The organism is Rhodopseudomonas rhenobacensis (assembly GCF_014203125.1).
In the GTDB taxonomy this organism is placed as follows: Bacteria; Pseudomonadota; Alphaproteobacteria; order Rhizobiales; family Xanthobacteraceae; genus Rhodopseudomonas_A; species Rhodopseudomonas_A rhenobacensis.
Genome location: NZ_JACHIH010000008.1, coordinates 117,118 through 139,435 on the forward strand (window position 1 = coordinate 117,118; position 22,318 = coordinate 139,435).

Below are 22,318 nucleotides of genomic sequence, written 5' to 3' on the forward strand. Positions count from 1 at the left end.
TGTTGTGACGCTGCCTTGTCGTTCCGCTGCTTGAACTGCGAGCGCGCCGAACGGGCAAGCCACGCCAGCGCGGCGGCGTCGTCCAACGAGCTTCGGCTCTGGATTTCCAGCGGGCTGTATCCGCCGCGCTAGCTCGGCCGGGTGCGGTCCCTCCGGCCTCGCCATCGTGGCGTTGGATTGCGATGCCATCGAAAGTCTAGCCGTGCGAGGCCGCGGCGCGGCGCAATCATCCTTGACTTTCGAGGCGATTGGACTATCCCCAGCGGCGGGAAACCTCTCCCCACCGAGAGGCTGCTATCTGGAAGGATAGACTATGACTGTTGCGAAGCCCGCATTGCGGCCCACTACCCCCAATTTCTCTTCCGGCCCCTGTGCCAAACGGCCCGGCTGGACCCCCGAAAATCTCAAGGACGCGCCGCTCGGCCGCTCGCATCGCGCGAAGGTCGGCAAGGCCAAGCTGAAGCTTGCGATCGACCTCACCCGTGAGGTGCTCGACGTGCCGGCCGACTACAAGATCGGCATCGTGCCGGCGTCCGACACCGGCGCCGTCGAAATGGCGCTGTGGTCGCTCTTGGGCCCGCGTCCGGTCACCACCATCGCCTGGGAATCGTTCGGCGACGGCTGGGTCACCGACATCGTCAAGCAGCTGAAGCTGAAGGACGTCACCAAGCTCAGCGCCGGCTACGGCGAAATCCCGGATCTCGCCAAGGCCGATCCGGCCTCCGACATCGTCTTCACCTGGAACGGCACCACCTCCGGCGTGCGCGTGCCCAACGCCGACTGGATCGCGGCCGACCGTGAAGGCCTGACCATCTGCGACGCCACCTCGGCCGCGTTCGCGCAGCCGCTGGATTGGGCCAAGCTCGACGTCGTCACCTTCTCCTGGCAGAAGGCGCTGGGCGGCGAGGCTGCGCATGGCATGCTGATCCTCAGCCCGCGCGCCGTTGCTCGTCTCGAGAGCTACACGCCTTCCTGGCCGATGCCGAAAATCTTCCGCATGACCAAGGGCGGCAAGCTGATCGAGGGCATCTTCCAGGGCGAGACCATCAACACCCCGTCGATGCTGTGTGTCGAAGACTATCTCGACGCGCTGACCTGGGCGAAGTCGGTCGGCGGCCTCAAGGGCCTGATCGGGCGCGCCGACGCCAACACCAAGGTTCTGGCGGACTGGAAGGCCAAGACCCCGTGGGTGGATTTCCTCGCCACTGACGTAGCGATCCGCTCCAACACTTCGGTCTGCATGAAGGTGGTGGACCCGGCGATCACAGCGCTTCCGGCCGATGCCCAGGCGGCGTTCGCCAAGGCGCTGGTCGGCGCGGTCGAGAAGGAAGCCGCCGGCTTCGATCTCGGCGCCTATCGCGACGCCCCTCCCGGCCTGCGGATCTGGTGCGGCGCCACGGTGGAAGCCGCCGACGTCGCCAAGCTAACTGAATGGCTCGACTGGGCGTTCGAAACCACCAAGGCGGCGCTGCCCAAGGCGGCCTGAGCTTTCTTCACCTCTCCCCGCTCTTCGCGGGGAGAGGTCGCCCGGCGTAGCGCAGCGAAGCCGGGCGGGTGAGGGGCCAGGCACTGCGCTCAACTCACCTCAAGCATTCGCGGGTCGTCAGCGGCCCCTCACCCCAACCCTCTCCCCGCAAGAGCGGGGCGAGGGAGCGCGCTGCGACTGTTGCACAGCCTCCCATTCATTCAGGAACACGCACATGACCGCACCCAAAGTCCTCATTTCCGACGCCCTGTCCCCCGCCGCCGTGCAGATCTTCAAGGATCGCGGCATCGACGTCGACTTCCAGCCGGCGCTCGGCAAGGACAAAGAGAAGCTCGCCGAGATCATCGGCAATTATGACGGCCTCGCCATCCGCTCGGCCACCAAGGCCACCGCGAAGATCCTGGAGAAGGCCACCCGGCTGAAGGTGATCGGCCGCGCCGGCATCGGCGTCGATAACGTCGAGATCCCCGCCGCCACGGCGAAGGGCATCATCGTGATGAACACGCCGTTCGGCAATTCGATCACCACCGCCGAGCACGCGATTACCTTGATGTTGTCGCTGGCCCGCGAGATCCCGGCGGCCGACGCCTCGACCCAGGCCGGCAAGTGGGAGAAGAACCGCTTCATGGGCGTCGAGATCACCGCCAAGACGCTCGGTGTGATCGGCTGCGGCAACATCGGCTCGATCGTCGCCGACCGCGCGCTCGGCCTGAAGATGAAGGTGATCGCGTTCGATCCGTTCCTGTCGCCGGAGCGCGCCAAGGACCTCGGCGTCGAGAAGGTCGAGCTTGAGGACCTGTTCAAGCGCGCCGACTTCATCACGCTGCACACCCCGCTCACCGACAAGACCAAGAACATCATCGACGCCGCCGCCATTGCGAAGATGAAGAAGGGCGTGCGCATCATCAACTGCGCCCGCGGCGGTCTGGTCGACGAGCAGGCGCTGGTCGATGCTTTGAACTCCAAGCAGGTCGCCGGCGCCGCCTTCGACGTGTTCGTCGAGGAGCCCGCCACCAAGAACGTGCTGTTCGGCCACCCCAACGTGATCTGCACCCCGCATCTCGGCGCCTCCACCACCGAAGCCCAGGAGAACGTCGCGCTGCAGGTCGCAGAGCAAATGTCCGACTATCTGTTGACCGGCGCGATCTCCAACGCGGTCAACTTCCCCTCGATCACCGCGGAAGAAGCCCCGAAGCTGAAGCCGTTCATCGAGCTCGCCGAAAAGCTCGGCTCGTTCGCCGGCCAACTCACCGAGAGCGGCATCTCCAAGGTGACCATCACCTATGAGGGCGCGGTGGCCGAGATGAAGATCAAGGCGCTGACCTCGGCGGCGCTCTCCGGCCTGCTGCGGCCGATGCTCGGCGATGTCAACGTGGTGTCCGCCCCGGTCGTCGCCAAGGAGCGCGGCATGGTGGTCGACGAGGTGGTTCGCGCCGCCGAGAGCGACTACGAGAGCCTGATCACCGTCACCGTCACCACCGCCGACATGAAGCGCTCGGTGTCCGGCACGGTGTTCGCCGACGGCCATCCGCGGCTGGTCGACATCAAGGGCATCCGGGTCGACGCCGAATTCGGCAAGTCGATGATCTACGTCACCAACGAGGACAAGCCGGGCTTCATCGGCAAGTTCGCGAGCCTGTTGGGCGACGCCAAGATCAACATCGCCACCTTCAATCTCGGCCGTCACGCCCAAGGCGGCGACGCCATCGCGCTGGTCGAAGTCGACGGCGCGGTGCCGGCCGAAGTGATCGCCAAGGTGCAGGCGCTGCCGCAGGTCAAGCAGGCCAAAGCGCTGGTGTTCTAACCAACCGTGACCTCGCGCTGGTGTTTCCAGCGCGCGTCAATGACAAGCCCCTTCCCCATCGCGGGGGAGGGGCTTTTTGTTGCGCGGGTGGCTCGCGCTTACTTCGCCTTCAGGAAATCCCCGACCTCGAGCAGCACGAACTCGTTGTCGTCGGCCTTGTTGGGATCGCGGCTGGAGGAGAACGGCAGGTTGTTGTCGTTGCCGACGATGATGTGGGTGTCGTCGACCTTGTCGACGTTCTCGATGGTGAAGAACGGGAAGGTCAAGACGCCGTCGTTCAGCGGCTTCCGCGCCTTGTGGTTGGGGTCGCGGATCTTCATCAGGTCGATATAGCCGACCTTGCGCACCGGCTTGCCGACATTGGCGTCGGAGAGTTCGATCTTCACCACGCGCTTGAACTTGGCGAGATCCGCGAAGCAATCGCTGCCGCGCTGTCCCTCGGCGCAGGCCTTGTCCTTGGTGCCTTCGCCGTTGTCGCGCTCGATGATCAGGCCGTGGGTGGCGTCGATCATGTTGAAGTCGCCGATCGCGTTGCCGGTCTGCTCGAACACGTATTGCCAGGAGCGGCCGGTGAATTTCTCCGCGGCGACGTCGAATTCGAGAATCCGCGAGGCTTCCACGCCGTCGACCTTTTCCCAGTCCTTCTTGTCGGCGTCCCACAACGGGCCTTCCAGCAGGCCATAGAGAAACTTGCCGTCCTTCGAGGCGGCGAAGCCCTCGTAGCCCTTGGAGCGGCGCAGATTGACGCCGGTGTAGCTGGCGCCCGGCGCGCCCGGCGACTGCACCGACCAATGGTCGGGCGATTTCACCGGCTTGCCGTCGGCCAGCGTCTCGAACACCGCCAGCACCTTGCCGGTCTTGTCGGTCTTCAGGATGTAGGGGCCGAACTCGTCGCCGATCCAGAAATTGTCGCCGATGATCTGGAAGCCCTCGGTGTCGAAATCAGCACCTGTCAGATAGCGCTTGGCGGTGTCCTCGTGGACGATGCGGAACGGCACCTTCTTGTCGGGGTCGTGCAGGAAGATGGTTTCCTGCCGCTCGATCTTGCCGCTCGCCCAGTCGATCTTGTGGCGGTTGAGATACAGCATCGAATCCGCCGAATTGTAGCGCGAGCCCATGCCGTTGTCGGTCAGCACCCAGAACGAGCCGTCGGGCATCAGCTTGATGCCGGAATGGCCCTGCAGCGGCTGGCCCTTGAACGGCAGCGACACCCCGGTCGGCCGCTCGTAGGACTTGCCCATCACCGAGCCCAGCGCGTCGACGCGCTTGCCGGTGGTGTATTTGCCGGAGGTCTTGAGGTCCTCGGGCGCGTCCTTCGGCGCGTCGATGAAGCTCTGCGCCGGCAGCACGGCGTGGCCGGCCAGCGTCGCCGGGAATTCGCCTTCGGTTTGTGCTGCGGCGGCGGTGACGCCGAGCACCAGAGCGGCGACGGAACAGAGCAGGTGGGCGCGCATCGAAATTCTCCTGTGATTGATCAGGCCGCCGTTGTGCCGCTCCGCGATCACAGAAGGCTGACGGTTCGGTGAAACAGCCATGACACCTCGAAGGCGGGCTTTTGACAGCGCCGACCGGCCGGACTAAACGGATTAGAATAATTCTAAGATTGGACGACCGATGAAGGCCTTTGCGGAACTGACCGAGCGCGAAATTCTCGCCGTGGCGATCGCCGGCGAAGAAGAGGACAGCCGGATCTATCTGGCCTTCGCCGAGGACCTCGCCGAGCGCTATCCGGACTCCGCCAAGGTGTTCACCGAGATGGCCGAGCAGGAAAAGGGCCATCGCCACCTGCTGCTCAAGCTCTACGAGCAGCGCTTCGGCCCCAATCTGCCGCCGATCCGCCGCCAGGACGTCAAGGGCTTCATCCGCCGCCGGCCGATCTGGCTGACCCGCAACCTGGCGCTCGACACCATCCGCAAGGAAGCGGAGACCATGGAGTTCGAGGCCGAACGGTTCTACGCCAAGGCCGCCGAGCAGACCACCGACACCGGCGTCCGCCGGCTGTTGTCCGATCTCGCCGAAATCGAGAAGGGGCACGAGCAACTCGCGGCCAAGTTGTCGGAGACCATCCTCACCGCCGGCGTGCGCGGCGAGGAGGACAAGACGCGGCGACGGATGTTCGTGCTGCAATACGTTCAGCCCGGTCTCGCCGGCCTGATGGACGGTTCGGTGTCGACGCTGGCGCCGCTGTTCGCCGCGGCGTTCGCCACCCACCAGAACTGGCAGACCTTCCTGGTCGGGCTTGCCGCCTCGATCGGCGCCGGCATTTCGATGGGCTTCGCCGAAGCCTTGTCGGACGACGGCTCGATGACCGGCCGCGGTTCGCCCTGGCTGCGCGGCGGCATCTGCGGCTTGATGACCACGGTCGGCGGGCTCGGCCACACGCTGCCTTATCTCGTTCCCGACAGCTGGGCCAACGCGTTCTGGATCGCCACCGCGATCGCCGGCTTCGTGGTGTTCATCGAATTGTGGGCGATCGCCTATATCCGCGCCCGCTACATGGACACCCCGTTCCTGCAGGCGGTGTTCCAGATCGTGCTCGGCGGCGTCATCGTGCTCGCGGTCGGCATCCTGATCGGCGGCGCTTAGCGGCGGCCGCCCAGCACGCGGCCCGCCGTCGAACAGTTAAATCGAAGCTGCCGAAGCTACGGCTCTGAGGCCGGTTTGCCGGCGGCTTTGCGGCGCGTGGCGCGTCCAGTTACTTCCCGTTGATTGCGATAGCGACGCGCAAATGCAACCGGAGGTTCCTGCGTATCATCCACGATGTTCCGTCTTAAGCGTCTGCTAACAGTTCGCAACCAATATAGGTCAGCTGCCCTGATAGCAATCCAATTGCACCACGTCAGCCAACGACGCGGCAGTGGACGACCGCGAGCCGCCCTGCACATCTCCCTTCAATCAAAGAGGATACTCATGACGTTCTGGCAACGCAGCTCCGACGCGACCAACGCCATGGCCCAGATTGAAGCGCTCGGCCGCTCGCAGGGCATCATCGAGTTTTCCACCGATGGCAAAGTCCTCACCGCCAACCAGAATTTCCTCACCGCGCTCGGCTACACGCTGGCCGAGATCCAGGGCAAGCCGCACAGCATGTTCGTCGAGCCGGCGATGCGCGACAGCGCCGGCTATCGCGAGTTCTGGGCGGCGCTCAATCGCGGCGAGTTTCAGGCGGCGGAATACAAGCGCATCGGCAAGGGCGGCAAGGAAGTCTGGATCCAGGCTTCCTACAATCCGATCCTCGACGATGCCGGCAAGGTGACGAAGGTCATCAAATTCGCGACCGACATCACCGCGCAAAAGCTGCGCAACATGGAAGCCGCCGGCAAGATCGCGGCGATCCAGCGCGCGCAGGCGGTGATCGAGTTCGATCTCGACGGCACCATCCTCACCGCCAACGACAATTTCCTCAAGGCGCTCGGCTACACGCTCGCGGAAATCCAGGGCAAGCACCACAGCATGTTCGTCGAGCCGCAGGAGCGCGGCGGTGCCGGCTATCGCGAATTCTGGGCCGCGCTCAATCGCGGCGAGTTTCAGGCGGCGGAATACAAGCGGATCGGCAAGGGCGGCAAGGAAGTCTGGATTCTCGCGACCTACAATCCGATTCTCGACGACAACGGAAAGCCGCTGAAGGTGGTGAAATTCGCCACCGACGTCACCGCGCAGAAGCTGCGCTTCGCCGACCTCGCCGGCCAGGTCGAAGCGATCGGCAAGTCCCAGGCGGTGATCGAATTCGCGATGGACGGCACCATTCTCACCGCCAACGACAATTTCCTGCATGCGCTGGGCTACACGCTGTCCGAGATCAAGGGCCGCCACCATTCGATGTTCGTCAGTCCGAGCGAGCGCGACGGCGCCGCCTATCGCGAATTCTGGGCCGCGCTCAATCGTGGCGAGTTCCAGGCCGCCGAATACATGCGGCTCGGCAAGGGCGGCCGCGAGGTCTGGATTCAGGCCTCCTACAATCCGATCCTCGATCTCAACGGCAAGCCGTTCAAGGTCGTCAAATACGCCACCGACACCACCGCGCAGGTGATCGCACGGATGAAGAGCGAGCGGGTCCGCGGCATGATGGAGACGGTGGCGGCGGGCGCCGAAGAATTGAACGCCTCGGTGCGGGAAATCTCCGAAGCCATGACCAAGTCGAAGGACACTGCGGGTTCTGCGGTCGGCAAGGTCGAGATCGCCGACGGCCAGGCGCAGCGGCTGACGCTAGCGGCGCAGTCGATGGGCGGCATCGTCGATCTGATCGGCAACATCACCGGCCAGATCAACCTGTTGGCGCTCAACGCCACGATCGAATCCGCGCGCGCCGGGGAGGCCGGCCGCGGCTTCGCGGTGGTCGCCTCCGAAGTGAAGAGCCTCGCCAATCAGGCCAAGCAGGCCACCGACAGAATCGGCAGCGAGATCGCCGGCCTGAACGGCATCTCGGTCGACGTTGTCGCGGCGCTGTTGGCCATCAAGGTGGAAATCCAGAACGTCAGCGAATATGTCAGCTCCACCGCGGCGGCGGTCGAGGAACAAAGCACCGTCACCAACGAAATGTCGTCGAGCATGCAGCGCGCCGCCGCCGAAGCCGCCAGCATCGGCAGCTAGCAACCGCGACCGGGTTGTATCGTTGGAGCGCTTCTAAGAGGAGTTCTATTGGCGCCTGAATTGGTACGCGCGTAAGCACGCCCCCGTCATTGAACTGTCGCGTCACCTCTGCTGACGAGACGTCAGATCGGGGGACGTGTTGTGTCGAAGCATCTTTTTGCATTGGGTTTATCTGTCGCCTCGGGCGCGCTTGCGCTCGGCTTGATGTCGACCAACGTGTCGGCGCAGCAATCTTCAGCAACAATTGCCGGCGAATCCGCATTGCCGCCGGTGGTGGTGAATTCGCCGAAGCTGCGTCGCGCGGCACCGGCCGCAACGCGCCGCGTTCGCGCTGCGCCGGCGGCCGCGGCGCGCGCGCCGCAATCGAAGCCGGTGCAGAATTTCGTCGAGAATCCGCGCGGACCGATCGTGGGCTACGTCGCCAACCGTTCGATGGTCGGCACCAAAACCAACACCGCGATCAACCAGACGCCGCAATCGGTCTCGGTGATCGGCGCCGAACAGATCCGCGACCAGCAGCCCGGCAAGCTCGACGAGGTGCTGCGCTACACGCCCGGCATTCTCGGCGGCTACTTCGGCACCGACACCCGCGCCGACTGGTTCCTGATCCGCGGCTTCCAGGCCAATCCCGACAGCTTCTTCCTCGACGGCCTGCAGCTGTTCTCGACGTCCTATGCGACGTGGAAGATTCCGCCGGCCAATATCGAGCGCATCGAGGTGCTGCGCGGCCCCTCCGCGGTGCTGTATGGCGGCAGCAGCCCGGCCGGCCTCGTCAACGTCGTCAGCAAGATGCCGCCGGCGGAGCCGATCCGCTACATCGAAACCGGGGTCAACAATTACGGCAACCGCTATGTCAGTTTCGACGTCGGCGGCCCGATCGCCACCGCGCCGGGGAACGGACAAGTGTTGTATCGCGTGGTCGGCCAGGCCAAGGCCGGCGACACCCAGACCGACTACGTCAAGGACGACAGCTATTTCATCGCGCCGTCGCTGACCTGGAAGCCGGACGCCGACACCTCGTTCACGGTGCTGGCCTCGGCGACCAAGACCGAGACCAACAGTTCGAACTTCCTGCCCTATGTCGGCAGCGTGGTTGACGCGCCCTATGGCCGGATCCGCACCAGCCTGTTCACCGGCGAGCCCTCCAACGACAAGTGGACCCGCGAACAGGAGATGATCGGCTATCAGTTCGAGCGCAATGTTTCGGACAGCGTCACGTTCCGGCAGAACGCGCGCTACGCCCATCTCGACAACACCGTCAGCGGCCTCTACGGCTTCGGCTACGCCACCACCGCGGCCGCCGGCGATCTGATGCGCGGCAATTTCTATGCCCACAACGTCGCCGATCAGGCCAATCTCGACAACCAGCTGGAATATCGCTTCAACACCGGGGTTCTCAGCCACACCGCGCTGTTCGGCCTCGATCTGAAACATTACAGCCTCGACGACATTCAGGGTTTTGCGATGGCGAATTCGCTCAACCTGGTCAATCCGGTCTACACGCCGACCGCGCAATTCAGCGGCACGCCATATCAGGACGCTACGTTCACGCAAAAGCAGCTCGGCACCTATCTGCAGGACCAGATCCGGCTCGGCCGGCTCACGCTGGTGCTGAGCGGCCGTAATGATTGGGTCAAGACCGACAACGACAACCACATCGGCGCGAGTCTCTCGCGCGACGACAGCAAGTTCTCCGGCCGCGCCGGGCTGATCTACAATTTCGACAACGGGCTGGCGCCTTACGTGTCCTATGCCACCAGCTTCAACCCGATCGTCGGCACCAATTTCGTGCTGAACCAGCTTTATCTGCCGGAGACCGGCAAGCAGACCGAGGTCGGCGTCAAGTTTCAGCCGAACGGTTTCGACGGCCATTTCGGCGTCGCGCTGTTCGACCTGAAGCGGCAGAACGTGCTCACCACTGATCCGAACAACGCGCTGCAGTCGATCCAGACCGGCGAGGTCACCTCGCGCGGGCTGGAGCTCGAAGCCGTCGCCAATCTGATGCCGGGCTTCAAGGTTACCGGCTCGTTCACCACCTACAACATCTTCGTCAGCAAGAATCTGGATTCCTCGCTGATCGGCACGGTGCCGACCAACACGCCGCGGCAGCTCGCGTCCGCCTGGGGCGACTACACGTTCCAATCCGGCCCGCTCGCCGGGTTCGGCTTCGGCGGCGGCGTGCGCTATGTCGGGATGTCGTTCGCCGACACCGCCAACACGCTGACGGTGCCGGCCTATGTGCTCGGCGACGCCGCGATCCACTACCAGTGGCAGAACTGGCGGCTGGCGCTCAACGTCACCAACATCTCCGACGAGGTCTATGTCGGCACCTGCCAGACCGTCACCGCCTGCTTCTACGGCGACCGCCGCCGCGCGGTGGCGAGCCTCGGCTACAAATGGTGAGGGCGAGGGGGATGAACGCGGGCTGGTGTCCCGGGCAAGGAGCAGCGCCTCTGGCGCTGCGCCGCAGAACCGGGACCGTACCAAGGGCAGCATCCGTAACGGCCCCGGCTCGCAGCGCACCACGCCGCAAATGCGGCGCGTTGCACCGCGTCCGGGGCACGCTTCTGTTATCCCGCCGCCTTCGGCTTCCTCGCCGCCACATAGACCCCCGCCAGCACCAGCGCGTAGCCGAAGCCGTGATACAGCTGCGGCCGTTCGCCGAGGAAGCCGATCGCCATCGCCGAGCCGAACACCGGGATCAGGTGAAAGAACGGCGCGGCGCGGTTGGCGCCGATCAGTTCGATGCCGCGGTTGTAGCAGAGGTAGGCCAGGATCGACGGGAACACCGCGACGTAGCCGAGCGAGGCGAGATTGCCGAGCGTGAGCTGCGGCGCCGGCCGCAGCGCCAATTCCCAGACCAACAGCGGCACCAGGAACAGCGCGCCGCAGCCGAAGGTGAAGGCCAGGAACGACATGCCGTGGATCGTCGGCCGCCGCTGCGACAGCGCCGAATACAGCCCGAACAGCGCCATCGCGATGATGAAGAATAGATCGCCGCGGTTGAGATCGATGTCGGCGAGCTGGCGCAGATCGCCGTGCAGCAGGATCACGACGACGCCGAGCATCGACACCAATACGCCCAGCGCCTGCGCCAGCGTCAGCCGCACGCCCAGAACGATCAGCGACCAGATCGCCACGAACAGCGGCCCGGTGGATTGCAGCAGCAGGATGTTCAGCGCCGTGGTGTATTCCAGCGCGGTGTATTGCAGCGTGTTGAACGCCGAGATGCCGATCACCGAGATCGCGATCATCAGGCCGAGGCTTCGGCGGATCTCGTGCCAGTCGCGCTTCAGATGCGGCCAGGCGAACGGCAGCACGATCAGGAACGCCACCGCCCAGCGCAGGAACGACAGCGTCACCGGCGGGAAATGCCCGGCGGCGGCGCGGCCGACGATGGCGTTGCCGGCCCAGAACGCCGGCGTCAGGCTGAGCAGCAGATAGGGTTGATCGGACAGCCACGCAAAACGGTGGGGCTTGGCGGGCGGATGCGACGGGGTCATGCGAGGCCTGGACTGCTGGCGCGGCCGCACCTCTGCGCCAAACCGCATCCGTGCACGCCGCCTCCCTGAATTTGCCGCCAGCAATACGGATTTCTGCGGCAATCACAATGCCGTCCGCCGCATGGCCCGGCGGCATTGCGATTCGCGCATCGGCCACGCGGCCCCGGTCAGCCGACCTCGCTCTGTTCGGTCTTCTTCAGTTTGCCGATGCCGAGGATGTCGAGCATCGCCTTCTCGTAGAACGGCTCGCTCTCGCCGCGGCTCATCTTGCGCATGAAATACTTCTCAAACGCGATCTTGGCGTTGTGCACCCAGACCCCGGAGGCCGACCAGTTGACGTTGCGCGGCGGCAGCTGCGGCTGCGCCACGAAGGCGACGCCGGAATCGCCGAAATCCGCCAGGCACACTGCGTTCCAGGTCGCCTGGTGGGTCGGCTGTTGGCCGTCGAGCATCTGCCGGATGTTGTGCGCGGTGGCGGTGACCATCGATTCGATCATGAAGCCGGTCTTCGGCACGCCGCACGGCACCGGGGTCGGCCCGGTCGGCGGGATCGCGACGCAGACCCCGACGGCGAACACGTTGCGATATTTCGGGTTGCGCTGGTGCTTGTCGATCAGGACGAAGCCGCGCGGATTGACCAGGCCGTCGATGCCGCGCAACGGCGCGATGCCGCGGAACCCGGGGATCAGCATCGAATAGCCGAACGGCAGTTCGCTGGTCTTCTTCACCGCGCCGTCGTCGGCGATTTCCTCGACGATGATCTTGCCGGGCTCGACCCGGGCGACGCGGCTGTTGGTGATGAACTTGATGTGGTGCTGGCGCATCTCGGCTTCGAGCAGCCCCTTGGTGTCGCCGACGCCGTCGAGCCCGAGATGCCCGACATAGGGCTCAGGCGTAATGAAGGTCATCGGCACCTGGTCGCGGATCTTGCGGCGGCGCAGCTCGGTGTCGAGGATGAAGGTGAACTCGTAGGCCGGGCCGAAGCAGGAGGCGCCTTGCACGGCGCCGACCACGATCGGGCCGGGCTTGCTGCAGAACGCCTCGAAGGCGTCGGCGGCCTTGCTGGCGTGGTCGACGTGGCAGATCGAGGCGGTGTAGCCGTCGGGGCCGAGCCCTTCGATCTCGTCGAAGGCGAGCTCCGGGCCGGTGGCGATGATCAGCACGTCGTAGCTCACCGACGAGCCGTCGGCGAGCTCGATGCGGTTGTTGTCGGGATCGAGCCGGGTGGCCGGCACCGGCCTGTAATTGATGCCGCGGCGTTCGAACACCGGCGCCAGATCGATCTGCACCGACTCTCTGGTGCGCCACTTCACCGCCACCCAGGGGTTCGACGGCACGAAGTGATAGATCGGATCCTTGGTGACCACGGTGACGGTGTCGTGCAGCCCGAGCTGATCCTTGATCTCGTAGGCCATGATGACGCCGCCGAGCCCGGCGCCCAGAATCACGATGTTGGCCATCGCCTGTCCTCCGTTTCGGCCACGACCGCTGCGGTCGCGACGCTGTTTCCTCCGGTGGGCCGCAGTTGCCGATGATTGTTGTTGTCTGCGGGGCCGCGGCCGTTTCGGCCTGCGGAGACTTTTGCCGCCCGGCGGGAGCGCGATCCTCGCCGGCCGGGGGCCGCTTAATTTCGTATATTCGTTTATTTGAAGATATGAATATATAAGACCGCGCGCATCGGCTTGTCAACTCGCCTGATCGGGGCGTCAACCCGGCAGCGCGGCGTCGTTGGCGAGCACCGCCAGCGTGGTCTCGCCGTCCTGGCGCAGGTCGCTGGTGAAGCGCGCCGCCAAGGCCTGCATCGGCAGGTTGGATTTCAGGCAGGACATTTCGATGCGGCGGAGGCCGAGCCGGTGCGCCTCGGCGATCATCGCCGCCATCAGCCGGCCGCCGATACCCCGGCGGCGAAACTCCGCCTCGACGCTGAATGCGGCCTCGGCGGCGTGCTGCTGCGGATCGCGAAGCAGCAATTCGCAGCCGCCGCGGATTTCGCCGTCCGCCAGATAACCGATCACCACCCGGCCGTCGGCGAGCGCCGCGCCGGCGTGCAGCAGGACCTGAAAATCCGGCACGTCGTCGAAGAACCGCATCCGCCGCGCGGCTTGGTCGAGCCGCATCAAATGATCACTGTAGCGATCGGCGTCGGCAGGCCCAAGCCGGACAACGCAGCCCCCTGGATCGACATTCGCGGTCATGGTCGAGGCCCCCCGGACAAGCCCTCGAAGATTAGTGCGAGTTGGGAACTGCGCAAGCGGGCGGCGGAGGTTAAGTGGTACGGGCGGGGAGGCTAAGTGCTACGCGCTCCGCGGGTGCCATCTGAAAGGGCTACTTGCCTCCGCGTCATGGCCGGGCTTGTCCCGGCCATCCACGGAAACAGGTAGCTCCTTGCTCGTGGGCGTGGATGGCCGCGACGAGCGCGGCCATGACGTGTTGAATTCAGGTGCCTGAACTCTATCGCTTTGAGTGAGGCCCGCTGGTCGCTCGCCGCCTAGCAGCCCTGGTCGACCGGCTGGGCGCCTTGCGCCTGCTGCGCGGCGGTGGGCTGGCCCTGCATCTGCCGCTGCGCGTCTTCCGACGAGGCCGGGCCGCCGGTAGCGGCGCGGCCGATGGTCGAGGTCGGCGGGTGCTGCTCGGAGCCGGAGGCCGCATCGGCGCGCGGCGCCTGGCCGGTGTTGCCGACCGTAGGCCCCGCGCCGGCGTCCTTGGCCTTGCCGTCGGCGCCGATGGTGCAGGGGCCGGCCTGCGCGCTGCCGATGCCGAGCGCGAGCAGTGCCGCGCCGCAAAGAATCGCTTTCTTCATCTGTCTCTCCCAGGGTTTCCCGCCCTTCTGCGTGCGCTCTGTCGGCGCCTGTGAGGGCAGAGCGACAACCCGGCGGCGCGGCTGCGGTTCCTGGCGCGGTCCGCGCTCACGCCACCAGGTCGCGCGCAAGCGCGCCGAGCGCGGTCATCGCGGCGTTGGGATCGAGCCGGATCTGCAGCCCGCGCTGGCCGCCGTTGAGATAGACCTCGGGCTCGGCGAGCGCGGCCTGTTCGATCGCGGTCGGCACCCGCTTCTTCTGGCCGAACGGCGAGATGCCGCCGACGTGGTAGCCGGTCAATCGCTCGGCATCCGCCGGCTTCATCATCTTGCCGGCCTTGCCGCCGAAGGCGTGGGCGAGTTTCTTCATGCTGACTTCGCGGTCCGACGGCACCACCACGCAGACCGGCTTGCCGTCGACCTCGGCCATCAGCGTCTTCAGCACGCAGCGCGGCTCGGCGCCGAGCGCGGCGGCGGCCTGCAGCCCGATCGAGTCGGCGTCGGGGTCGTAATCGTAGGAGTGCAGCGTGAAGCCGACGCCGAGCTTTTCGAGCGCCTGGGTGGCGCGGGTGGTCTTCGACATGAGGAAATGCCTGTTGTTAGTTCCGCCCGGAGCGATGGCGGTGTCACGTCATTGCGCAGGGAACTGCAAGTTCCAAGTTCAAATCTGGTCGAATCGAGCGGAACTGGCCAATATTGTACAGTCAAGTTAATCCCCGGATTTTACACAGGCGTCATGGTCCGTTTGCTACGGTCCACTCGGTTGAACGTAACGCCAGCGCGCTGCGGCAAGTCCTCGGGGCTTGCTGAATGCCCGGGTGAACAAGCGGCGCACCGAACTTCCAGGGAGGACTTGATGCGACGCGCAACTGCGGCGAAGACGAAGTCAGCCGATCCACGCCACCCCTGTCCGGTCTGTGATACGCCCACTATTCTGGCTGAAGTTGCGCCGCACCCGTTGCACGCCAATTTCGACGTGCACGGCTATCTGTGCGAGCGCTGCGGTCCGGTGAAATGCCTGGTGGTGCTGCGGGTGCCGCCGTCCTGCCGGGTGATGTGAGGCGCGCCGGAGCTTGATCGGCCGGCGGTTGTTCAACGCGCGGCGATGGTGAACACGGTGCGCTTTCGGCTGTCGTCCGCCGACCAGGCGCGTTCGACGTCGGCCAGCGGCACCGGCGTCACCGCGATCTTCAGCCCGATCGGCACCGCGGCGTGCAGCATCTGCCGCACCGCCTCGAACAGCCGATCGAGCGCGATGCTGCCGATCCCGCTGCCCATCAGTTCGATCGCGGAGGAGCGCAGCACGGCGCCGGGCAGGGCAATGTCTGCGCCGCTCAGCGATCCGATCTGCACGAAGCGGATCGGCACCGCGTCCTGGCCGAGCTTGGCCGCGGCGATCAGCAGCCGTTCGGCGCTGGTGCCCCACAGATAGTCCAGCACCACGTCGACGCCGTCGGCGAATTGCTGGCTGAAGGCGGCTTCCATCTCGCGTTGATCGTCGACCAGAGGAATCGTCACGTCGGCGCCGAGCGCCCTGAGCGCCTGCAGCGCCTCGGCATCGCGTCCGGTGGCGATCACCTTGCCGGCGCCGAGATGTTTGGCGATCTGCACCGCGAGCCGGCCCGAGGTGCCGGTGGCGCCGTTGATCAGCACGGTCTCGCCGGGCTTCAGCCTGGCGCGTTCTTTCAGCGCCGCCCAGGACGACATGCCGGGATTGGCCAGCGCCGCCGCGGTGACGTCGTCGAGCTCGTCCGGCAGCGCGATGCATTGCGTCGCCTGCACCACGGTGTGCTCCGCCATGCTGCCGAACGGCGCCCGCGGCAGCACGAAGTACACGCGGCGGCCGTCCTGCAGCCGTCCGACGCCGTCGATGCCGACCACCAGCGGATAGCGGCCCGAGGCGCTGTAATGCGTGCCGGCGGCGCGGCCCTTGGCCAGATGGCTCATCGCAGCCGCCGTCACCGTGATGAGGCTCTCGCCCTCGCCGGGCTGCGGCGCATTGAAATCAGCAAACACCGGCGTTTCGCCGGCGCGCGAAATGACTGCGGCTTTCATCGGGTTTTCCTTTCGGTGTGTGCGATTATGTGCATAATGCACACATATCGGAGGGGTGGAATGCCGTCAAGAAAAAATGTGCAAAATACACGTATGTCGAAGCAGCTGCGGGTGCTGCACGGCGCGCTGCTGGACATCGCCGCGATGATGAACCGGCCGCAGCGCGACGAGTTGCTGATCCGCGCCGCCGGCATTCCGCTCGATCGCGCGCTGTTTCCGCTGTTGGTGCTGATCGAACGGTTCGGGCCGATCGGGGTGGTGGACCTGGCCGACCGGGTCGGGCGCGACTACACCACGGTGAGCCGTCAGGTCGCCAAGCTGGAAAGCCTCGGTCTGGTGCTACGCCAGGATAATGCCGAGGACCGCCGGGTGCGCGAGGCGGTGATCACCGCGAAGGGCAAGGCGATGACCGAACTGGTGGACGGCGCCCGCGAACGGATCGCCCGCGGGGTGTTCGAGAGCTGGGAGCCCCACGAGCTCGACGAACTGGTGCGCCTGATGCGAAAATTCGCCGATGCGGTGTCGCACGATCCGCCGGCCGACTGATCAAACGAATCCGAGCGCGATCGCGCCAGCCGGCCTGCGGCGCGCCAGGCGGTCTAGCCCACCTCGGCCAGCACCTTGCGCAACAGGTCCGCGGCGTTGCGGGCGCCGAGCTTGCGCATGATCTGGGCGCGATGCGCCTCGTAGGTGCGCGGGCTGATATTGAGTTCAGCCGCGCCTTCCTTGTTGGTCGCGCCGCTGCCGATCAGGTTGAGCACCTCGCGTTCGCGCGGCGTCAGCCGGTGGCGCAGACTGTGACCGCTCGGCGCTTCGCCGGCGGCGTTGAGGCGGCGCGCCCACCAGGCGCTGGCGCTTTCGCCGTCGGCTTGGCGGGGGACCGCCGCCGCATCGGCGGGCGTTGCCGACCTGGCGCGCAGGCCTTCGACGAGCGCGCAGACCTGTTGCATTTCGCGCATCGCGTCGTCGAGCAGCGTCCCGGCCAAGGCCGGCGTGATGCCGCAATCGGTGCCGGCTGCGTTTTTCAGCTCGCGCATGAATACCAGCAAGGCCGCCAGCGGCTCCGCCAGTTGCTGGGCGATCGCCGCATCGGTTTGGCTGGCAGCCGACGGCAGACGCGCGGCGCCGCCCGGTAGTTCCTGACGCTTCAACGGCACGGCACTGCCTCCAGGATCGCGGGCTTCAGGGACATCGGCGGAATGCCCGGCGCGGCTCCGCCAATGCTGGTCGAGAGCGGTGTTTTTTTCGATCCGCTGTGCCGTCACATTGCCGGGCTGCATCCTCAACGAGTGTTAACTTTACGCCGCGTACCAATACCTGCGTACCAATACCTAGACCTGCCGCCGGCCGGCCGCCGTCAGATGTTCGGTGAACGGCCGACCGCGGCGGATTTCGACCTCGGTGAGATTGGCGAGCGACACCCACGGCGCGCGTCGGTTCGGCGCAGGCGGGTCAGAAGCCGCCGCCGGAGGGCAAGCCCGGCGAAAGCTCCGGCCAGCGCGGGCGTCGCCCCCCGTCACACGGATTTTCGGGGGATATCAATGGTTTGAGCATTGCCAGGAGGGCTTTTGCCGGGCCTTGCCGCTTGCGTCGCCGGCCGGCATCCGTTATCCGATGGGATGCCTCGCATGCGAGCGGCCGCGGCCGTATTTTGGCTTGGCGTCTCGCATGATGCGGAAAAGCGGTGACCGTTTTTCCGAACAAATCATGCCTCATGAGTGGATTTGCAGGGGATTCTTCGGAAATGGCCAACGTGGTCGTGGTCGGCGCCCAGTGGGGCGACGAGGGTAAAGGCAAGATCGTCGATTGGCTTTCAGAGCAGGCCGATATCGTGGTGCGCTTCCAGGGCGGCCACAATGCCGGGCACACCTTGGTGATCAACGGCAACACCTACAAGCTGGCGCTGCTGCCGTCCGGCGTGCTGCGGCCGTCGAAGCTGGCGGTGATCGGCAATGGCGTGGTGTTCGACCCGCAGGCGTTCCTCGATGAAGTGAAGAAGCTGCAGGGCCAGGGCGTCGCGATCTCGCCGGACAATCTGCGGATCGCCGAAAACGTCACGCTGATCCTGCCGCTGCATCGCGAGCTCGACGCTCTGCGCGAAAACGCCAGCAAGGCCACCGCGATCGGCACCACCCAGCGCGGCATCGGCCCGGCCTATGAGGACAAGGTCGGCCGCCGCGCCATCCGGCTGATGGACTTGGCCGACCTCGACACCTTGCCGCCGAAGATCGACCGGCTGCTGGCGCATCACAACGCGCTGCGCCGCGGCTTCAACCTGCCGGAATTCGACGCCGGCAAGATTCTCGAAGAACTCACCGCCTTCGCGCCGCAATTGTTGCCCTATGCCGAGACGGTGTGGCGGCTGTTGGACATCAAGCGCCGCGAGGGCAAGCGGATTCTGTTCGAGGGCGCGCAGGGCGCGCTGCTCGACGTCGATCACGGCACCTACCCTTACGTCACCTCGTCCAACACCGTCGCGGCGCAGGCCGCCACCGGCACCGGCATGGGGCCGAGTTCGGTGGGCTACGTGCTGGGCATCTGCAAGGCCTACACCACCCGGGTCGGCCAGGGGCCGTTCCCGACCGAATTGTTGAACGAGATCGGCGAAGAGATCGGCCGTCGCGGCAAGGAATTCGGCGTCAACACCGGGCGCAAGCGGCGCTGCGGCTGGTTCGACGCGGTGCTGGTGCGGCAGACCGTGCGCACCTGCGGCATCCACGGCCTGGCGCTGACCAAGCTCGACATTCTCGACGGCTTCGATTCGATCGAGGTCTGCGTCGGTTATATGCTCGACGGCAAGGAGATCGACCATCTGCCGGCCGGCGAGGGCGCGCAGTCTCGCGTCGTGCCGATCTACGAGACCATCGAGGGCTGGAAAGAGCCGACCGCCAATGCCCGGTCGTGGGCGGATCTGCCGGCGCAGGCCATCAAATACGTCCGGCGGGTCGAGGAACTGGTGGGCTGCCCGATTGCTTTGCTTTCCACCAGCCCGGAACGCGAAGATACTATTCTGGTGCAGAACCCGTTTGAAGCTTAATGGTGTTACCGTAAAGGCGTGCATACTTGAGTCAAAATGGCTGATTACTATCCGCTCATCGCCCGCGCCATCGCCGGACTGGACCCCAGTGCTCCCGGCGAAAGCCGCCGTGCGCTCTATGAACGGGCCCGCTCGGCGCTGATCGCGCAGCTGCGCGGGGTGCAGCCGCCGCTCAGCGAATCCGAGATCACCCGCGAGCGGCTCGCCTTGGAAGAGGCGGTGCGCAAGGTGGAATCCGAGGCGGCGCAGCGCGCCCGCGAGGCCTCGCGCTCCGCCGATCAGAAGGCCCGCGGCCGCTCGGAGGCGCCGCGCCCCGACGCCCCGCGCCCCGACGCCCCGCGCCCCGACGCCCCGCGCCCCGGCGACAGCCTGCGCGCCGGCGGCCGCCCCAAATCCGGCGACACGCCGGCCGATACCAAGCCCGGCGAGGACGGCGCGCCGCCGCCGCCGCCGCGGCCCCGCGAAGAATCGCCGCTGCCGCGCAATCTGCGCGTCGAAATTCCCCGCCCCGGGCAGCCGTCGCCGCTCTCCGCCTATGATGACGTGCCGCCGGGCCCCTCGGGCCGCGACCGGCAGCCGCCGCCACAACGTGGCCAGGAACGGCCGCCGAGCGCGACCTCGGGGATGCGCGGCTTCCGCGACCTCACCGCCGACGTCGACGATCTCGGCCGCGCCGCCGCCGAAGCCAACCGCCAGGCCCGCAAGACCTACGCCAACGTCACCTCGCCGTCGCCGGAGTTCGACCGGCTCGAGCCGAGCATGGAGAACCGCGGCGATCCGGAGCAGCCGTATTCCTACGACGAATCCCCCGACGAGGCGGCGCGCTATCAATCCTCGGTGCGGCCGCGGCCGGAGCCGAAACAAAAGCCGAAGCGGGTCGTCGGCGCCGCATTCCCGGTGAAGAGCGCGCTGGCGATCGGCGTGGTGCTGGTGCTGATCGGCGCAGCTTTCCTGTGGGGCCCCTCGGCCTGGAGTTCGCTGCGCGCGATGCTGACGTCGCAGCCCGCGGTGGTCGAAGCGCCGAAGGACGTAGCCCCCACCAGCCGGCCGAAGATCGCCGACCGCGTCGGCCAGCCGTCGTCGATGGACCAGGTGGCGCCGGTGGCGCAGCGCGTGGTGCTGTATGATGAGGATCCGTCGGACCCGAAGGGCAAGCAATATGTCGGCACGGTGGTGTGGCGCACCGAGCAGATCAAGGGCAGCGGCGGCAAGCCGGGCGACATCGCGGTGCGCGCCGACGTCGAGATCGCCGAGCGCAAGTTCAAGATGTCGATGTCGTTCCGCCGCAACACCGACGCCTCGCTGCCGGCCAGCCACACCGCGGAACTGACCTTCGTGCTGCCGGCGGATTTTGCCGGCGGCGGCGTCTCCAACGTGCCGGGCATCCTGATGAAGTCGAACGAGCAGGCCCGCGGCACGCCACTGGCCGGGCTCGCCGTCAAGGTCACCGACGGCTTCTTCCTGGTGGGATTGAGCAATGTCGACGCCGACCGCGCCCGCAACCTGCAGCTTCTGAAGGAACGCTCCTGGTTCGACATTCCGCTGGTCTATTCCAACCAGCGCCGCGCCATCATCGCGATCGAGAAGGGCTCGCCCGGCGAGCGCGCCTTCTCCGACGCGTTTACATCCTGGGGCGAGTAGCCTCGCCCGCGAGGGCTGCGGAGCGCGCCGTGTGCGAGCCGGTGCTGCACCACTGGCCGCTGTTCAAGGCCATTGACCATCCGCGTCATGGCCGCGCTCGTCGCGGCCGGGTCCGACATCACTTGAGCTTGTTGGATGCCGTTGACTCACCGCGTCATGGCCGGGCTCGTCCCGGCCATCCACGAAAAACACGCAAAGCATCGCTTGGAAACGTGGATGGCCGGGACAAGCCCGGCCATGACGTGGTGAGTTTAGTGCCTAATCACCATTGCCGCATTTGCGGAAAGGCCCTGGAGCACGACCGGCTTGTCAGCACACTTGAACCTACGGCGCGCCGCCGACGCCGGCGGCGACCGCTTGCGAGACCAGGTCACCGGCGTCGGTGACGCCTTCGGCGGCGTTGCGCACGATGGTTTCCGCCATCTTGGCCTTGGTCGCCGGGGTGCGATGTTCGACCGCGATCTGCTCGACGGCGATGTCGAGCACCTCACGCAGCGTGGCGACATAATCGGCGTCGAATTTCGGCGAGGCGGAAGTGGTCATGCGCGGTCTCCTTCAAGTAGGTGGCGCGCGGACCATCGGCGCGCATTGGGGCCGCAGTGAGTCGCGGCGGTGAATGAGCGGTGACACCTTCTGACATTGAATTGATGCTGGAATGCTTCGATTCCGGAACGGTTTGTTAACCGGTTGACGCGGCGTTTTCTTTTGACGCGCGACCGCGCGCGGCCACACGTTGCGGCGCCGCGCTCGCTCCCAGCCCAACGGTAGTCGCGGAGGGGAGAAAAAGGTTCAAGCTCGCAAGCTCATTACCAATGCGTCGAGATCGCGGCGCGGCTTATTTGCCGACGCCGCGACCGTCAAGCTCGCCGCGGTCGCCGCCGCGCGGCGGCCGATAGCTGATCACCGCGCAGGCGATCGCCAGGATCAGAATCGCGCCGCTTTCATACAGCAGGTTCTCCGGCGGCTGGTCCTTGCCCTGCAGGATCAACAGCCGCGCCAGCGCGGTGATGGCGATGAACAACGGCAGCGTGATCGGGATCTTCTTGCTCTCGTAGTAGACGCCGACCATCGCCAGCACCTCGACATAGATGAACATCAACAGCAGGTCCTTGAGCGCGACGCGCATCCCCAGCGCGGTTTCGTAGACCTCCTGCGCCATCGCCACCACGGCGAACGCGCCGATCACCACCAGGAAGACGTTTTCCAGCTGCAGGATCACCCGCCGCATCAACGGCACGGTCTTCGGGGCGGGGGTCGGCATGTCCATCATCGCTCAAATTCCAATCCTTGCGCCGGGCAAGTCGGCTGGGGCCGTCGAGTGTCGGCTGCGCCGCGAGCCGGTCACCCGCGCGGCCATAGCGCCCTGTGTGTTTGGTGCCGCGGCAAACCGCAAGGTGACGTTGTG

The 22,318-nt window shown here is 66.0% G+C and carries 19 protein-coding genes; 9 read left to right on the plus strand and 10 right to left on the minus strand.

Annotated features, from left to right (window positions below):
- Positions 1–313 precede the first annotated feature (313 nt).
- Together HNR60_RS09120 and serA are read left to right on the plus strand one after the other, a co-directional pair.
- Positions 314–1,486, plus strand: a complete 1,173-nt coding sequence (locus HNR60_RS09120; protein WP_184256597.1) for a phosphoserine transaminase — start codon at positions 314–316, stop codon at positions 1,484–1,486.
- 214 nt (positions 1,487–1,700) lie between these two features.
- Complete coding sequence (gene serA / locus HNR60_RS09125) at positions 1,701–3,290, plus strand: phosphoglycerate dehydrogenase (protein ID WP_184256599.1); 1,590 nt, start codon at positions 1,701–1,703, stop codon at positions 3,288–3,290.
- A gap of 98 nt (positions 3,291–3,388) precedes the next feature.
- Here the strand turns inward: serA and HNR60_RS09130 are convergent, their stop codons facing one another.
- Complete coding sequence (locus HNR60_RS09130) at positions 3,389–4,744, minus strand: esterase-like activity of phytase family protein (RefSeq protein ID WP_184256601.1); 1,356 nt, start codon at positions 4,742–4,744, stop codon at positions 3,389–3,391.
- A gap of 160 nt (positions 4,745–4,904) precedes the next feature.
- Between HNR60_RS09130 and mbfA the strand changes: the two genes are divergently transcribed.
- The 3 genes from mbfA (at position 4,905) to HNR60_RS09145 (ending at position 10,283) form a co-directional block, all read left to right on the plus strand.
- Positions 4,905–5,876 (plus strand): iron exporter MbfA, encoded by a 972-nt coding sequence (gene mbfA / locus HNR60_RS09135; protein WP_184256603.1) that lies wholly within the window; start codon positions 4,905–4,907, stop codon positions 5,874–5,876.
- A 324-nt stretch (positions 5,877–6,200) separates the two neighbouring features.
- Positions 6,201–7,880: a methyl-accepting chemotaxis protein gene (locus HNR60_RS09140; protein ID WP_184256605.1), complete on the plus strand. Its 1,680-nt coding sequence runs from the start codon at positions 6,201–6,203 to the stop codon at positions 7,878–7,880.
- 162 nt (positions 7,881–8,042) lie between these two features.
- Positions 8,043–10,283, plus strand: a complete 2,241-nt coding sequence (locus HNR60_RS09145; protein ID WP_488266378.1) for a TonB-dependent siderophore receptor — start codon at positions 8,043–8,045, stop codon at positions 10,281–10,283.
- Positions 10,284–10,450: 167 nt separating this feature from the next.
- On the opposite strand, the gene HNR60_RS09150 is transcribed toward HNR60_RS09145, so the two are convergent.
- The 5 genes from HNR60_RS09150 to ybaK form a co-directional block, all read right to left on the minus strand.
- Complete coding sequence (locus tag HNR60_RS09150) at positions 10,451–11,383, minus strand: DMT family transporter (protein ID WP_184256607.1); 933 nt, start codon at positions 11,381–11,383, stop codon at positions 10,451–10,453.
- A gap of 167 nt (positions 11,384–11,550) precedes the next feature.
- The gene (locus HNR60_RS09155; RefSeq protein ID WP_184256609.1) at positions 11,551–12,843 is read right to left on the minus strand and encodes an NAD(P)/FAD-dependent oxidoreductase; all 1,293 of its coding nucleotides are present in this window, start codon (positions 12,841–12,843) and stop codon (positions 11,551–11,553) included.
- A gap of 246 nt (positions 12,844–13,089) precedes the next feature.
- Positions 13,090–13,578 carry a GNAT family N-acetyltransferase gene (locus HNR60_RS09160; protein WP_184256611.1) on the minus strand — a complete coding sequence of 163 codons (489 nt, stop codon included), beginning with the start codon at positions 13,576–13,578 and terminating at the stop codon, positions 13,090–13,092.
- A 293-nt stretch (positions 13,579–13,871) separates the two neighbouring features.
- Positions 13,872–14,183, minus strand: a complete 312-nt coding sequence (locus HNR60_RS09165) for a hypothetical protein (protein WP_184256613.1) — start codon at positions 14,181–14,183, stop codon at positions 13,872–13,874.
- 106 nt (positions 14,184–14,289) lie between these two features.
- Entirely contained in the window at positions 14,290–14,763 is a 474-nt protein-coding gene (ybaK, locus tag HNR60_RS09170; protein WP_184256615.1) for a Cys-tRNA(Pro) deacylase, read from the minus strand.
- 273 nt (positions 14,764–15,036) lie between these two features.
- Here ybaK and HNR60_RS09175 point away from each other — a divergent pair, with 273 nt between their 5' ends.
- On the plus strand, positions 15,037–15,240 hold the full coding sequence (locus HNR60_RS09175) for a hypothetical protein (protein WP_184256617.1): 204 nt from the start codon (positions 15,037–15,039) through the stop codon (positions 15,238–15,240).
- A 32-nt stretch (positions 15,241–15,272) separates the two neighbouring features.
- Here the strand turns inward: HNR60_RS09175 and HNR60_RS09180 are convergent, their stop codons facing one another.
- The gene (locus HNR60_RS09180; protein ID WP_184256619.1) at positions 15,273–16,235 is read right to left on the minus strand and encodes a quinone oxidoreductase family protein; all 963 of its coding nucleotides are present in this window, start codon (positions 16,233–16,235) and stop codon (positions 15,273–15,275) included.
- 60 nt (positions 16,236–16,295) lie between these two features.
- Here HNR60_RS09180 and HNR60_RS09185 point away from each other — a divergent pair, with 60 nt between their 5' ends.
- A complete protein-coding gene (locus HNR60_RS09185) occupies positions 16,296–16,781 on the plus strand; it encodes a MarR family winged helix-turn-helix transcriptional regulator (RefSeq protein WP_184256621.1) in 486 nt (161 codons plus the stop codon).
- Positions 16,782–16,834: 53 nt separating this feature from the next.
- Here HNR60_RS09185 and HNR60_RS09190 read toward each other — a convergent pair whose 3' ends face one another.
- Positions 16,835–17,392 carry a LuxR C-terminal-related transcriptional regulator gene (locus HNR60_RS09190; protein WP_184256622.1) on the minus strand — a complete coding sequence of 186 codons (558 nt, stop codon included), beginning with the start codon at positions 17,390–17,392 and terminating at the stop codon, positions 16,835–16,837.
- A 587-nt stretch (positions 17,393–17,979) separates the two neighbouring features.
- Between HNR60_RS09190 and HNR60_RS09195 the strand changes: the two genes are divergently transcribed.
- Both HNR60_RS09195 and HNR60_RS09200 read left to right on the plus strand, forming a co-directional pair.
- Positions 17,980–19,272, plus strand: coding sequence for an adenylosuccinate synthase (locus tag HNR60_RS09195; protein WP_184256624.1), 1,293 nt, complete (start codon positions 17,980–17,982; stop codon positions 19,270–19,272).
- 36 nt (positions 19,273–19,308) lie between these two features.
- Positions 19,309–20,913 carry a hypothetical protein gene (locus tag HNR60_RS09200; RefSeq protein ID WP_184256626.1) on the plus strand — a complete coding sequence of 535 codons (1,605 nt, stop codon included), beginning with the start codon at positions 19,309–19,311 and terminating at the stop codon, positions 20,911–20,913.
- Between the two features lie 324 nt (positions 20,914–21,237).
- Here the strand turns inward: HNR60_RS09200 and HNR60_RS09205 are convergent, their stop codons facing one another.
- Both HNR60_RS09205 and HNR60_RS09210 read right to left on the minus strand, forming a co-directional pair.
- Positions 21,238–21,456 carry a hypothetical protein gene (locus HNR60_RS09205; RefSeq protein ID WP_184256628.1) on the minus strand — a complete coding sequence of 73 codons (219 nt, stop codon included), beginning with the start codon at positions 21,454–21,456 and terminating at the stop codon, positions 21,238–21,240.
- Positions 21,457–21,748: 292 nt separating this feature from the next.
- Entirely contained in the window at positions 21,749–22,183 is a 435-nt protein-coding gene (locus HNR60_RS09210; protein ID WP_184256630.1) for a phosphate-starvation-inducible protein PsiE, read from the minus strand.
- Between the last annotated feature and the right edge of the window lie 135 nt (positions 22,184–22,318).

Bases quoted from the DNA above. Each gene is read 5' to 3' on its own strand.
- HNR60_RS09120 (WP_184256597.1), top strand. From the start codon at position 314: ATGACTGTTGCGAAGCCCGCATTGCGGCCCACTACCCCCAATTTCTCT.
- serA (WP_184256599.1), top strand. From the start codon at position 1,701: ATGACCGCACCCAAAGTCCTCATTTCCGACGCCCTGTCCCCCGCCGCC.
- HNR60_RS09130 (WP_184256601.1), bottom strand. From the start codon at position 4,744: ATGCGCGCCCACCTGCTCTGTTCCGTCGCCGCTCTGGTGCTCGGCGTC.
- mbfA (WP_184256603.1), top strand. From the start codon at position 4,905: ATGAAGGCCTTTGCGGAACTGACCGAGCGCGAAATTCTCGCCGTGGCG.
- HNR60_RS09140 (WP_184256605.1), top strand. From the start codon at position 6,201: ATGACGTTCTGGCAACGCAGCTCCGACGCGACCAACGCCATGGCCCAG.
- HNR60_RS09150 (WP_184256607.1), bottom strand. From the start codon at position 11,383: ATGACCCCGTCGCATCCGCCCGCCAAGCCCCACCGTTTTGCGTGGCTG.
- HNR60_RS09155 (WP_184256609.1), bottom strand. From the start codon at position 12,843: ATGGCCAACATCGTGATTCTGGGCGCCGGGCTCGGCGGCGTCATCATG.
- HNR60_RS09160 (WP_184256611.1), bottom strand. From the start codon at position 13,578: ATGACCGCGAATGTCGATCCAGGGGGCTGCGTTGTCCGGCTTGGGCCT.
- HNR60_RS09165 (WP_184256613.1), bottom strand. From the start codon at position 14,183: ATGAAGAAAGCGATTCTTTGCGGCGCGGCACTGCTCGCGCTCGGCATC.
- ybaK (WP_184256615.1), bottom strand. From the start codon at position 14,763: ATGTCGAAGACCACCCGCGCCACCCAGGCGCTCGAAAAGCTCGGCGTC.
- HNR60_RS09175 (WP_184256617.1), top strand. From the start codon at position 15,037: ATGCGACGCGCAACTGCGGCGAAGACGAAGTCAGCCGATCCACGCCAC.
- HNR60_RS09180 (WP_184256619.1), bottom strand. From the start codon at position 16,235: ATGAAAGCCGCAGTCATTTCGCGCGCCGGCGAAACGCCGGTGTTTGCT.
- HNR60_RS09185 (WP_184256621.1), top strand. From the start codon at position 16,296: ATGCCGTCAAGAAAAAATGTGCAAAATACACGTATGTCGAAGCAGCTG.
- HNR60_RS09195 (WP_184256624.1), top strand. From the start codon at position 17,980: ATGGCCAACGTGGTCGTGGTCGGCGCCCAGTGGGGCGACGAGGGTAAA.
- HNR60_RS09200 (WP_184256626.1), top strand. From the start codon at position 19,309: ATGGCTGATTACTATCCGCTCATCGCCCGCGCCATCGCCGGACTGGAC.
- HNR60_RS09205 (WP_184256628.1), bottom strand. From the start codon at position 21,456: ATGACCACTTCCGCCTCGCCGAAATTCGACGCCGATTATGTCGCCACG.
- HNR60_RS09210 (WP_184256630.1), bottom strand. From the start codon at position 22,183: ATGATGGACATGCCGACCCCCGCCCCGAAGACCGTGCCGTTGATGCGG.